The sequence below is a fragment of the Desulfovibrio sp. genome, assembly GCA_016208105.1.
Lineage (GTDB): Bacteria > Desulfobacterota > Desulfovibrionia > Desulfovibrionales > Desulfovibrionaceae > Fundidesulfovibrio.
Genome location: JACQYS010000029.1, coordinates 1 through 12,457, shown reverse-complemented (window position 1 = coordinate 12,457; position 12,457 = coordinate 1). Strand labels below are relative to the sequence as shown.

The following is a 12,457-nucleotide window of genomic DNA, read 5'->3' as shown; positions in this document are numbered from 1 at the left end:
TCTCTCAGGATGGTCTGCGGCCTGTCCGGCATGCATGGGCCGAGAGATCAAGGAAACCACGCAGTGATTGAAAACTATTGCCTTAAAATCGCTGGAGAAATGTCCCTGTCTGAGTCCCAGGTGACGGCTGTGGCCAGCCTGGTGTCCGACGGGGCCACCGTCCCCTTTATCGCCCGCTACCGCAAGGAGGCGACGGGTTCCCTGGACGAAGTGGCCGTGGCCGCCATCCGCGACCGCCTGGAGGAACTGGCCGAGCTGGACAAGCGCCGCGAGGCCATCCTGTCCTCTTTGGAGGAGCGCGGGCTTCTCACAGCCGAATTGAAAACGGCTGTGGAGAAAGCCCAGGACAAGGCCAGGCTGGAAGACGTGTACCTGCCGTACCGGCCCAAGCGGCGCACCCGGGCCTTGATGGCCCGGGAACGGGGGCTGGAGCCCTTGGCCAGGGCGCTCATGGCCCAGCAGGGCCGTGATCCCCAAGTACTGGCTCGGCCTTTTGTGAACCCGGACAAGGGAGTCCCTGATGTGGAAAGCGCCCTGGCCGGGGCCCGCGACATCCTGGCCGAGAACATGGCCGAGGAGCCCCGCCTGCGTGCGGCCGTGCGTGACCTGTATTTCCGGCGCGGCAGGTTCGTGTCCAAGGTGGCCAAGGGCAAGGAGGAGGCCGGAGCGACCTTCCGCGACTGGTTTAACTGGGATGAGCCGTTGCGGTCGATTCCGGGCCATCGTGTTCTGGCGATGTTTCGGGGAGAGGCCGAGGGCTTTTTGTCGCTGAGTTTGCACCCGCCCGAGGACGAAATCATCGAGCTGGCCCGCAGCTCGCCGGTGTGCGGCGTGCGGGGTAGGGGGCCTGACGCGCAAGAGGTTGAGGCCGCACTGGTGGACGGTTGCAAGCGCCTGCTGGCGCCGTCGCTTGAGAGCGAGGTCCGGGCCGAGGTGAAGGCCAGGGCGGACGGCGAGGCCATCCGCGTCTTTGCCTCCAATCTGCGCGGGTTGCTCCTGGCGCCGCCCCTGGGCCAGAAACGTGTGCTGGCCCTGGATCCGGGCTTTCGCACCGGGGCCAAGCTGACCGTGCTGGACGCACAGGGGGGCCTGTTGCACCACGACACCATCCATCCCACCGGCTCGGCCGGCCAGCGGGAGGCTTCGGCCACAACCATCAAGGAACTCTGCGCCCGGTTCCAGGTCCAGGCCATCGCCATAGGCAACGGCACGGCCGGACGGGAGACCGAGGCCTTTGTGCGCGGGCTTGGTCTTCTCCTACCCGTGGTTCTGGTGAACGAGGCCGGAGCGTCGATCTACTCCGCGTCGGACGTGGCGCGGCGGGAATTCCCGGATCTGGACCTGACCGTGCGCGGCTCCGTGAGCATCGGCCGCAGGCTCATGGATCCCCTGGCCGAACTGGTCAAGCTTGACCCCAAATCGATAGGCGTTGGCCAGTACCAGCACGATGTGGACCAGGCCGGGCTGCGCCGGGCCCTGGACGACGTGGTCATGAGCTGCGTGAACGCCGTGGGCGTGGATGTGAACACGGCCAGCCAGGAACTTTTGACCTTCGTGTCCGGGCTGGGTCCGGCTCTGGCAAAGTCCGTGGTGGAGCATCGAGCTGAGCACGGCCCTTTTGCGAGCAGGGACTCCTTGCGCACGGTCAAGCGCTTGGGGCCGAAGGCGTTCGAGCAGGCGGCGGGTTTTCTGCGGGTTCGAGGCGAGGAACCGCTGGACCAAAGCGCCGTGCATCCGGAACGCTACGCCCTTGTGCGGCGCATGGCCCGCGATGTTGGATGCACCGTGAGTGAGCTCCTGTCCGACCCGTCCGCCAGGGCCAAGGTCCGACTTGAGGGGTATGTTTCCGAGGACATCGGCATGCCCACTCTCACGGACATCATGGCGGAACTCGAGAAGCCCGGCCGGGACCCCCGGGAAGGGTTCAGCGCCTTCGCCTTTGCCGAGGGGGTGAACAAGATAGAGGACCTGACCCCCGGCATGGAGCTGCCAGGCATAGTCACCAATGTGACCAAGTTCGGCGCCTTCGTGGACGTCGGCGTGCACCGGGACGGCATGGTGCACGTGAGCCAGCTGGCGGACCGCTTCGTGGCCGACCCGGCGGAGGTGGTGTCCGTAGGCCGGGAGGTGCTGGTGCGGGTGGTGGATGTTGACCTGCAGCGCGGCCGCATCGGGCTCAGCATGCGCGGGCTTTCCACAGGCCGGAAACCGGCCTGATGGGGATGGCCTGCCAGTGGGCTGTCTCAGTCGGGAATGAGGCAAAAGGCAACACCAGATATCCAGCACAGATGATCAAATTACTGCGTCTATTTCGCTGACCGGGGATTGCCGTTGGCAAAACAAGTCAGGAGCGTTTTTCGGGCCTTCGCTGCAAGGAGTTGATTGATGGATTCACCGATTCCCAGGGCCCCCGCAGGCGCTTGAGGTCAACAATCTCCGCTCTTGAGTTGGACGACCTATAACCCTCCAGCCTCATAAATAAAAAGCCCTGGAACCGGGGTGAACCGGTTCCAGGGCTTCTCTGCGCTCAGCGGCCTTTGAGCTTGCCAAACAAAGCAGTCAGCTTGGCCGAGTACATTTCTTCGATCTGGCCGGAGAACTCCGCAAGCGGCTTCACCGGCACAGTGTCCTCCACATCCTCAAACGACATTCCAGACTGAAACAAGAGCTTCGCGCTTCCGGCGATCATCGCCTCCAGGCCGGTATCGACCTCCAGCGGGGAAAGCCCGAAGCTTTGCCCGAGTTCCCGCAGCTTCTGCCACTGGAACCAGAAGTATGTCGGTCCCATGGCTGTAAGAATCGCATAGGCCTCAAGCTTTGCCTCATCCACTTCCGGGTGCTGACCAAAGACGTCAAACAGGCCCATGAGCGCTTCCCGCTGATCCCTGGGAACCTCCGGCGCAAAAGCGACAGGGTTGTAGCCCAGGTTCATCAGGGAAGGAGCGTTGGGGATCATGCGGACGATCCGCTGGTGGCCGCCCGCGAGTTCGCTGAGTTTGGCGAAGCCGAGCACCGGCGCGAGCGATACGAGGGCGGACTGCTCCCTTAAAACCGGAATCAGGCCGGGGAGAACTTCCTTGAACAGGGGCGGATGCAGGGCGACGAAGACTATTTCCCGGCTCGCCGGTTTCTGATTGTCGTCGCAAATGATTATTGACGGGAACCGCTCCGCGAGGCCCTCGCGCACGGTCTGGCTCGGATCGCTGATGCAGAGTCCGTCGAGCGTCATTCCTTGGCGGGCCATCGCCTCCAGGAGTATCGTGGTGACCCGGCCGCCTCCGATGAAGCCGATATCCTTTGCTTTCATGGCGTTCTTCCTTTCCGTCCGAGCTCTCTTCTTACGACCCAGTGCAGGCAGGGCTGGATGAACAGGAACACGGAGTTGCGCTGGTGTTTTCATTGACCCCGGGAACGAACTCCCCAAATGAGGCCCGAGAGTGCTCGTCCATGTCGGACCTGGCGCGGTTCGCCGCCATGCAGCCGATTTCCCGGGCGCGGGCGACCTCGCGCGGGTCTATGCCGAGTTCGAGACAACGGCCCAAGGCGACGTCAAGGCACGGCCTGCATCCAGCGGCCATGGCCGCGCCTATGAGAACGAGCGTTTCCTGAGAATTGAGAGCGGACATCGTGTACCTCCAAATAGTGTTTGGAAGCATTGACGAGAGAGGAGAGTTAAAAGGTACACTTGGCTGTGAAGACCTTGGAGCTGGTCCCCGGAAACAGAACTCCGGTCAGGCAGGATGCACTTCAAGAACCAGAGCGTGAACAAATGGGACTAGAAGCCGTCACCCTGCCTGCGATCACAGGAGAGCTGGCCAAGATCGTCTCGGTAGAATTGGCATGCCTGCTCAAGAGATAGGCGAAGTCGGCCCCTGGCTCGGTGGAGACGGATTTTGGCCGCCTCCAGGCTAAGCCCCAGCCGGGCGGCGACTTCGGCGGGCGTGAACCCTTCAAGGTCCGACAGGATCAGGACAGTACGGTAGTTGGCGGGAAGCTTCTCGACTACTTCGCGGATGCAGACATTCATTTCGTTTCTGATGGCTTGGTGCTCGCTGTTGGAGGGCCGTTCAGCGAGAACCGAAGCGTCGGGTTCGCTCACCTCTTCGAGGGATGCGTCCCGGCGGCGGAAAGCAGGACTGCGCAGCAGATCGACCGCCACGTTCGTCGCAATGCGGTACAGCCAGGTGGCCATGGACGAGTCACCCCTGAATTCCGACAGGGACCTGTTGGCCCGTTCGAAAACCACCTGCGTCATGTCCTCGGCATCCACCTCCCCCACCATGCGGCGTAGAAAACGCAGGATGCCCGGCCTGTATTGGTCATGCAGGGTCTGAAAATCGGGTTGTTCAGACATGTTCATTCCTCCTGGCGGTTCCGGTCCCTATCAGCGGCTCAACCCTCGGGCAAGCGTTTCAAGATTTACGAATAATTCACGCCAAGGGTGTACCTTTCGACGACGGCGTACGTCTTTAAGGGCAAAATCAATTTGGAGGATTTAGTCATGAGTTTTTCTGAAAACAAGTCCACACCTGAGAATCTGGCTGTGCGCAATAAGGAATTCGAAACCGTCTTCATCCGCAAACCGAACGGAGTCTGCCAGCTTTGTGAGGATTATTCCGCCCGTGAGTCGGTCAAGCCTGTGGCCATCATGTGCTGCGAAGGCTCATGCCTACGGGGCGAGATCGCTCGACAGGCGTCCAACATCCTGTGCCATTCGCTGCTCAGGGACAAGACAGTGCGGGTATGCCTCGGCGGGGCGTTCACCAAGGACAACGGACAGCGCAACCTGGTCCGCAACGCACCCCAGGTTGTCGCCATGGAGGGGTGCTTCCTGAAGTGCGCCACCCGCATGATGCAGGGGGTGCTGGAAGGGCTGGAACCCGACGTGGTCATCACGGATTCCCTCATCGATTTCGACCGGCAGCTCTTCAGCGTGGACGAAATGCCCGAGGTAGAGATCATGAGGCTTGCCCTCGACGTGGCCGAGCAGATGGCCGCCCGGCTTGGGGAACCGAAATCGGTCAGGACTGCTGGCGAGGCGTGCTGCGCCTGTTCCTCTTAGACCGGTGAAACACAGTCCTATTTACATACTGAACGGGGGGGAGTTGGCCCCCCCATTGTTGAAAGGAGTTTACAATGTGCTTCTTGAATTACAACGGGTTAGGTGTGTGGTTTATACCCATCGTTATGATCGGTATGATAGTTCTTATGGCTTTATTTATGCAACTGTTCATGCGGTTCAGAATGGGACATTGTTGCGGATGGCCGCTTTTTAAAGGACAACAACATGCAGATGAAGATGCTCTGTCCATTGTTAAGCGACGTTACGCCAATGGCGAGATAAGCAAGGAAGACTTCGATAAGATCAAAAGTAATCTTTCCTGAAACGCTTCTGCCGTAGCGGATGATCAAAGTGCGCAGTCGCTGAAAGGTGGTTGCGCACTTTGTATTAGCTTTTTCTGGTTTGGAGTTGCCCACCGAAAACGCGGCTATCAATTGACCAAAACGGACGAAGGCGGACCTTGCGGCCCGCCTTTTTCCTTAAATTCCTGGGGGATGTAGACTTTGTTGGACTGTACTGGAAGTCCTGTTGGTGGGGCGGGGGGAGTCGAATTTATGTCTTATTAACTGTTTTAATTTGTAAAATATTAAGAATTATTTTTTGTACTCACAATCTTACTCACAGCATGGTTGTCTTAGCCAGAAGGAAGACATCAGGTGAGAATTGTTCACAACCCTTCCAAATGCCCTTTATGAAACTGCCAGTCGGTTATATCTTCTGAGTCAAGTCTCTATTCTGGATAATCTTCTGTTTCTCCGAGTAATTATCCTCGGCTGCCTTCGGGGGTCAATGCCTCCAATGGTGACCGTCTAGTGTTGTCTACTAGCTGCGACCGGCCTTCACCTTTTCCTTCCTCTCGCGTAGTGTGTCATGTGATTACTCCGAGACTACCGTCCCCTTCTGCGCGTACGAATGCTTGCTAGGGATCTCTCTATGCACATGTATGCCTGAAAAGTCGGCTGATTGAGACCTAGTTCTAAAATTGTTGACAGGGTTTTTCGAGTAACTTACAAAATAATAATAGTTAATCACGTAATGAATAATATATGTAAGTGATGTGTGTCTATAATTATTGCGAGTGAGAGGTTTTTGATGAGCCTTTTGTTTAGTAAAAGGAATGTCAGGGCGCTTACAGCAGGACAAATTAAGGAGAGCAAGAGCGCGTGGAAAATACTCGGCGGAGAGAGAAGGAAAATAAAACTCATATTGAAAAATGCGCGACAAGATAATAGCAAAACTACATATAATCCTGCGAGGAGATGTGTCAATCTAGGCGCAGATGCATTTCCTTCTTCAACGCCATCATGTCATTTTTCGGGGATGAGTCTTCTGGCTTGTTTAGCCCACGAATTGGCACATGCAGAAAGACATAAAGTCGGAATTAAAAGGCCTTTTGAGGGGGATGGATCATATATAGAAGAGGTGGAGGCAAGTCTTCATGCCTCGTTATCTCCAGCACTTGCTGAACATGATAGACTAAATTTAATATGCTATGCTCGTAGTATATTGAATAAGCACTGGGAGAGCAAATGTTAATCGATACGACTGGTTTAATTGCACTAGGGGTGTGTGAAGTGCAGACAAAACAATGTGAAGCAAAAAAACTATCATCTATTACTGCAGTGTTGGGACCAGGTCGTCAACAAATCAACGTTTGTGGCGCATGTCTAGAAGCAAAGATTCGTTCTGGAGAATGGGAAGTCGAAGGTGCAGCGACTCAAAAAATGCGCAGGCGAGCCGATATTGCAATTTTGATTAATAAGAGTATTAAAGCTGTATTTGAAGTTAAGGCAATAAGTAGTAGTAAGTATGGCACAAATAAATTATACGCATTCTTAAATGATATTAAAAAGAAAAGAGAAGTTGACTACCTTGTGTATATATTTATTGACAAGATATGTTTTAATAAAGTTAGCAATAAAATATCAATTTCGTCAACAAAGCTGGATCATGAGTGTAATTGGATATATACAAAAGACATTCTTGATTCGTATTTTAAGAAACTTCATATAAATTATAGAAAAGATAACAAGGTCGAGATGCATGCGGATCTTCAGAATGCCTTCATTCTGTGGCTTAACGATATTAAGGATAAGCGTACAACAATCCCGCACGATATTGTGGATGATGATTTTCTAAATATTGTTGAAAAGGGAGAAATTGTCAGGGAAGCGCTTCTATAGCCTGGCGTAGGGGGCGCCTGGACACTAATGGATCACTGGCATTTATCTTTATTGTCTGCGTCGGCCTCACGTCTTCGCGTTCCATTGTTTCTTGCCACGAATAATCATCGGCCCGTCTCGCGTGAGAATGGCCGGACGGATGGGCGTGGTGCGAACACCCGGCAGGTCGTATTTCACCAGGCACCTTTGTACCGATCTACAAACTCTCTCTTTTTTGTCGGCCAAGTACCATACCCCTTGAGGCGTATGTTGAACCCTTTAGACGTTTCAACTATGTCATAAACTAAATATAAATCTGGACTGTTCGGATGCATATATACATGGTTACCTCTAACAATTTCAGATGGTAAAACGCGGTTTACAACTACTCGAGTCTCGCCTGGTTTATTGATTCTGATATTATCAAACTCTTTGTCTGAAAATATGTCTAAAACACTTCCGCAGTCGCATTTCCAAGCACGAGTTGAAGCAGTTTCTCTACTAGGTTGATTTCCGCAAGAAGGACACGTAAAACGTTTGTCGGCACCATATAGCATCATTATAAATCATCCTCATGTCTTAGTCTTGCCTTCGAAATATCCATCCTAATACTAGTGTTATGGTTTGAATGATTTTCCAAGGTTTTTGAATAATTGATCTCCAAGAAGATTATGATGTTGTAACGCCTTTCGTACCTCCAACAGGTCATTAAGCGTCCGCTGACTACAAATCGTAGCGATGAATTGTCTGATAGAATCTTTGAATTCTTGAAGCTCTTTTTCTCCAATTATTCTAGTGTCGGGATTTAGGCTAGCAGCATACTCTGGTGATTTAGACTTATGAATCATAATGGGTACTGAGCGACATGTTTTGTCGTAATTTGAGTTAAACCACACAACAGATCCATTTAACTGGTTACAGTCGTGCTTATTAATTTTATCTGTAATCGCTCCATTCTTACATTCAATTATAAAGTATTTTAGACCACCAAGGCTCCATAAGATGTCTGGTCCTTTGCCAAATTCACTTTCAGGTCGTTGACTAGTAAATCCTAGAAACATGGCAATTCTTTTTATTGCAGCTTCAAAAGCGTTCGCTGTGTCTGGCTTAAAAATTAAAAGCTCAAGAATGCCATCAATGTCAATAACAATTGCATTCGGATCTTTGTAGTTACCTTTAAAAAAGTCAACAGCGTTTTGAGCTTGATCAATATCTGTTGAAGTGAGCTTGTGGTATGATATCCCGGCCAATGGCTTCAATATCCTGTTGTTGTATGAAGAACCAGACATTAATATCTTTTGAGCCTCAAGCTGGTCAAAGAAATTAACGTACTCTGCCATGCACTGCTTTAAGTATCCCTTGAGTTTATTCCCACTAGTCTGGTTCACGAGTGTATTAATAAGTTCTGCAGCTTCTTGATATTTTCCACAAAGAGCTGCGTCGTATGCTTGTCGTTGCGTTAAAGCGTACGGATCAATCCCGGGAGAATCTTCATATTTTAATGTAGCCATTGCACCCTTACTAGCTCTAATCCATTTTTCATCCCTCGTAAGGCAGAGTTTCATCACGTCAAGGAGTTCCTTGCTCCCTTTCCCTTTTATCTGTTCCGATAGTCTTTCCGATAGAGTTAATTGAGCCTTTGTGCCAGGGGAGAATTTCTGGAATGCATTTGTAGAGTATAATTTACTTGCCAAATCTTTGCCCATGAGTAAAACAACACAATGATCATCATTTGAACGTACACCACGTCCCATTCCTTGCTCAATCTTTTGAATGATCTGACTGGACGTCTTCTCGCCTCCAAGCAAAACCCCCTGATTAATTTTGTCGATCATCCTTCGAACATCGGGAAGTCCATCGATTACTAAAAGTCTGCAAGCTTTCTTGGGCAAATCAATTCCATCGTAACGGTTTACCATGATCACTAAGCCGACATGGCTTGATTTAAGTTTTGCTATGCCATCAGGAATGTTGTTCTTATCTAACACAACATCTGAGACGTCTCCCCAGTATCTAGCCCTATTTACAGATGGAACAATGACGACAACATTAAGGCGTTTAGAAACAAATTTACATATCATTTTTATGTCGTCATTGTTAATTTCTGTATTTATCATTTGTGGGACAAGAATCATCCGGTCGCCAATGTCGCCAGCACTATCCGGAACGATCGCCTGCGGAACGTGGCCAGCAACATCAAAATGACTGGCCAATATGCTATCGTCTGCCAGTGTCGCAGTCATAAATATTCTACGTGAAGCGTTTGATATGCTAGGAATCATTTGAATTGGTATAAAAAAAGGGGAGATTTCGATATTTCTAGACCCAACAACACATCTACATAATTTGAATGACTCCTTAATCAAGGGCCACGTATACTTAATCGCGTCATCTTCCTTATGTGCAATTATTGCCTTTGAAACATCCCCGGTTTTTGATTGCCAATCCCAGAACGGGACTTGTAAATATGCATTTGGGTCTTCAGCTTCAATCTCAATGGCCTTTGACTCGCACTGCCTGCGAAGTCCATCCTTGAAAATATCATATATACTGGCATATACTTCACTTGATCTGGGAATATTTAGTGTAAATTGATCTTCTATTGTGTCTAAACACGCATGGGCATCATCAATAAGTAATGATCCAATGCTGATTTTTTCACCATCGTCTCCCACACCGAATACAGATAGTCCGTTTACTAGTTTAAATATATTAGCTATAAGTATTGCTTTTCCGGATGAGAACCTTTGAGAATGAGCATCTGTAGTGACTTCTATTCCAAGATCTTTAGCTTCATCTGTAATTTGTTGAATAAGATAATTGTCAGGTGCAATATATACAGCTGGAGATTTCCCCTCGTTGAGGCAGCTTTTTAATATCAAAAGTCCAACAACAGTTTTACCACTTCCAGTATTCATTTTGATGATTAAATCTGAGTTGTCCTTACTTTCATACCACCTATTCCACACCTGTGACTGCACATCTCTTGGGTACTGAAACTTATCTTCATTTTTATTTGGCAAGGCATTAAAAATTTCTCTTGGAGACAAAACTGTGTCTGAAGTGTTTTCGCTGCCTAGTCTACTGAAATCAATTATCATTGTGTTCCTACCTTTTTGCGTGTGCCAATCAGTGCGCTTAAAAAGTCAGATGTAGTTTCACCCTTTGAGTTGAGATCAATGCATAGCCTGAATCCAAATATAGACTATTCCAGGCATTGGCTCACGCACAACCCTGTTTCTACGATTCCACGATATGGCTGTGCCAAAATTTCCGTGTCGAATGTGGGTTTCAAATTCGCTTTTACTCTAACCAATCAAATCCAGCGCATCCAGCTAAATCTCCATCAGGTATATCATTCCACGCAGCAGTATCGCGTGGTGGCGGGTTGTCCTGGCGCCTGCTCCAGGCCTGTTCATCCTCACATAAGAAGGCTTCAAGTTGGGAGCTTAATGCCCCAAGATGATGCTGCTTTTCACTTAACGTTGTAGGTTGTGGTTCGGTATGTTGTCCAATTTCTTTTCCTTGTGACTATTTTTGATCCCTAAAATTACCCTCAAATCATGACAAAACTGCATGTGTAAGGACGGTTACGGTCAAACCTACAGGGTGCCTAGGCATTGCCCCCGCCCTGTTGCCTTGTGTATATTGGTGTTGTCTGATGTTCATCTGAACAGAATTAACCGGTTTGGGGCTAGGGAGAGGGCAATGGAACGATATAATATGGTAAAATGTATGTTTGACTATTTCATATCTACGAGGGGTAGCGAAAATGATAAGATCTGGGAAGGTTGAAGAAATTGACTGGAATATTGGAGAATGGGTGTTTGTTGATATTGGATTTTCAAAGAAATCTAGTTGTGGATTTATTGTTGCGGATGAAAATTGCATGGAGATTTCATTTGCTGGCTTAAAAGAGAGAATGTATGCTTATGTTAGTATGCGTAGTCTGTCTGTTCAAAAAGTTAATGTAATTAATTTGGTAATTGAAGCGCCGCTTTCAGTGTGTTTTGATAAGAATGGAAACCCAAAGGGGAGAAGGCCTGAAAAAATTGATGGAAAGACAAGGTATTGGTATGTTGGACCTGGATGTAGTGTTTTGTTGGCCGCCACGTATTTGTTGAAACATATTTCAAACATTCAGTTTGACGGAGAAATAAGGCTCTTCGAGGGATTTGTTTCATTCAAAGATAGTTCCCAAAAAAGAAATCATTGCCATGATGCTAAATGTTTACAGAATATTGTTAAGAATATCCAGAGACATAAGCACTGCATTATTGATCGGCGCGAAATGCTATTTGACAGCTCAGATATAATATTAAGTGCATTTGAAGTGCATGGAATGGATTTTGGTGTTCCCCCAATAATCATGTATTCCAACGTATAATGGCCGGAGTCCTTTGCTATTGTGCTTCGCGTCCTCATTGCGACTATTCACCTCGCTATGTTCTCAGTGTGGTACCCCAAGGGTTCCCTTCACGGGGCTCGATATCGGAAGCGTGAAGTCATTATGCGGCAAAGTACTGTAATATGCGCTTAGCGCCGACAGGCTTTATATAGCCACCAGAATGAAAGCAACAATAGCGTTATGAGTGCAGACATAACATATATGTATATCTTGTAATACTTGTTAGAAAATGCCATTTTTTCGTCTAGTTCGCGATAAATTTTGTCAGAATTTAAACTTTTATTTCTCATATAAGAATATATGTGTGCCATTTTGTCGTTGTAAATTTTCTTTATTTCATCTATATCAGTCTCTGCATTAATCATGTCGTCAAAGTGTTTGAGCTCTAGTACGTTTATGTTCCCGTGGTTAATATTCTCTTTTACTGCAGATTCATAGTCATTCAACAGCTTGTATATATCCAAACCAAAATTCAGACCGTATGTAAATAAGGAACCGATCAACACGACCAGAAGACTAATCAATGTTGAATAAAGAACTATCATGTTGCTATTTTTTTTTCATTGCTGTTTATCCTCCGGCGTCTGTTGGTTTGTTCTGTCCTTAATCGTCACTCTTATCGTGAATATCTCTCTCTTGTTTGACAAGTAAATTCTCACTATTAGATTTTGGTATATCGAAATTCAAACGTGGCTATCCCCTTAACTCCGCATAGGTGACAGGGGTGGCACTGGAGCAGGCCCTCAAGAGGCGGTCGAAGCCCTGCCCAGGCCAGAAACGGCGGTTGAATCGGTAGCAGAATTCATCGAGGTATTTTTGAAGATG

The 12,457-nt window shown here is 49.2% G+C and carries 10 protein-coding genes; 6 read left to right on the top strand and 4 right to left on the bottom strand.

Going from position 1 to position 12,457, the window contains the following annotated elements; all coding sequences use genetic code 11:
• Positions 1-30: 30 nt before the first annotated feature.
• Positions 31-2,217 carry an RNA-binding transcriptional accessory protein gene (locus HY795_17435; GenBank protein ID MBI4807001.1) on the top strand — a complete coding sequence of 729 codons (2,187 nt, stop codon included), beginning with the start codon at positions 31-33 and terminating at the stop codon, positions 2,215-2,217.
• A 310-nt stretch (positions 2,218-2,527) separates the two neighbouring features.
• On the opposite strand, the gene HY795_17430 is transcribed toward HY795_17435, so the two are convergent.
• The 3 genes from HY795_17430 to HY795_17420 all read right to left on the bottom strand — a co-directional run bounded on the left by HY795_17430 (position 2,528) and on the right by HY795_17420 (position 4,354).
• Entirely contained in the window at positions 2,528-3,307 is a 780-nt protein-coding gene (locus tag HY795_17430; protein ID MBI4807000.1) for an NAD(P)-binding domain-containing protein, read from the bottom strand.
• A gap of 31 nt (positions 3,308-3,338) precedes the next feature.
• Positions 3,339-3,626: a hypothetical protein gene (locus HY795_17425; protein MBI4806999.1), complete on the bottom strand. Its 288-nt coding sequence runs from the start codon at positions 3,624-3,626 to the stop codon at positions 3,339-3,341.
• A gap of 149 nt (positions 3,627-3,775) precedes the next feature.
• A complete protein-coding gene (locus HY795_17420) occupies positions 3,776-4,354 on the bottom strand; it encodes an RNA polymerase sigma factor (protein ID MBI4806998.1) in 579 nt (192 codons plus the stop codon).
• Positions 4,355-4,501: 147 nt separating this feature from the next.
• Here HY795_17420 and HY795_17415 point away from each other — a divergent pair, with 147 nt between their 5' ends.
• The 4 genes from HY795_17415 (at position 4,502) to HY795_17400 (ending at position 7,245) form a co-directional block, all read left to right on the top strand.
• Positions 4,502-5,062, top strand: a complete 561-nt coding sequence (locus tag HY795_17415; protein ID MBI4806997.1) for a hypothetical protein — start codon at positions 4,502-4,504, stop codon at positions 5,060-5,062.
• Between the two features lie 74 nt (positions 5,063-5,136).
• The gene (locus HY795_17410) at positions 5,137-5,385 is read left to right on the top strand and encodes an SHOCT domain-containing protein (protein ID MBI4806996.1); all 249 of its coding nucleotides are present in this window, start codon (positions 5,137-5,139) and stop codon (positions 5,383-5,385) included.
• 769 nt (positions 5,386-6,154) lie between these two features.
• On the top strand, positions 6,155-6,598 hold the full coding sequence (locus HY795_17405; GenBank protein ID MBI4806995.1) for a hypothetical protein: 444 nt from the start codon (positions 6,155-6,157) through the stop codon (positions 6,596-6,598).
• The gene (locus tag HY795_17400) at positions 6,592-7,245 is read left to right on the top strand and encodes a hypothetical protein (GenBank protein ID MBI4806994.1); all 654 of its coding nucleotides are present in this window, start codon (positions 6,592-6,594) and stop codon (positions 7,243-7,245) included. The genes HY795_17405 and HY795_17400 overlap by 7 nt, the downstream gene beginning before the upstream one ends.
• Before the next feature lie 596 nt (positions 7,246-7,841).
• On the opposite strand, the gene HY795_17395 is transcribed toward HY795_17400, so the two are convergent.
• Positions 7,842-10,325: a DEAD/DEAH box helicase family protein gene (locus HY795_17395; protein MBI4806993.1), complete on the bottom strand. Its 2,484-nt coding sequence runs from the start codon at positions 10,323-10,325 to the stop codon at positions 7,842-7,844.
• Positions 10,326-10,996: 671 nt separating this feature from the next.
• On the opposite strand from HY795_17395, the gene HY795_17390 reads away from it, so the two are divergent.
• On the top strand, positions 10,997-11,611 hold the full coding sequence (locus HY795_17390; GenBank protein ID MBI4806992.1) for a hypothetical protein: 615 nt from the start codon (positions 10,997-10,999) through the stop codon (positions 11,609-11,611).
• Positions 11,612-12,457 lie beyond the last annotated feature (846 nt).

Coding starts and splice junctions, on each gene's coding strand:
- HY795_17435 (MBI4807001.1), top strand. CDS start 31: ATGCATGGGCCGAGAGATCAAGGAAACCACGCAGTGATTGAAAACTAT.
- HY795_17430 (MBI4807000.1), bottom strand. CDS start 3,307: ATGAAAGCAAAGGATATCGGCTTCATCGGAGGCGGCCGGGTCACCACG.
- HY795_17425 (MBI4806999.1), bottom strand. CDS start 3,626: ATGTCCGCTCTCAATTCTCAGGAAACGCTCGTTCTCATAGGCGCGGCC.
- HY795_17420 (MBI4806998.1), bottom strand. CDS start 4,354: ATGTCTGAACAACCCGATTTTCAGACCCTGCATGACCAATACAGGCCG.
- HY795_17415 (MBI4806997.1), top strand. CDS start 4,502: ATGAGTTTTTCTGAAAACAAGTCCACACCTGAGAATCTGGCTGTGCGC.
- HY795_17410 (MBI4806996.1), top strand. CDS start 5,137: ATGTGCTTCTTGAATTACAACGGGTTAGGTGTGTGGTTTATACCCATC.
- HY795_17405 (MBI4806995.1), top strand. CDS start 6,155: ATGAGCCTTTTGTTTAGTAAAAGGAATGTCAGGGCGCTTACAGCAGGA.
- HY795_17400 (MBI4806994.1), top strand. CDS start 6,592: ATGTTAATCGATACGACTGGTTTAATTGCACTAGGGGTGTGTGAAGTG.
- HY795_17395 (MBI4806993.1), bottom strand. CDS start 10,325: ATGATAATTGATTTCAGTAGACTAGGCAGCGAAAACACTTCAGACACA.
- HY795_17390 (MBI4806992.1), top strand. CDS start 10,997: ATGATAAGATCTGGGAAGGTTGAAGAAATTGACTGGAATATTGGAGAA.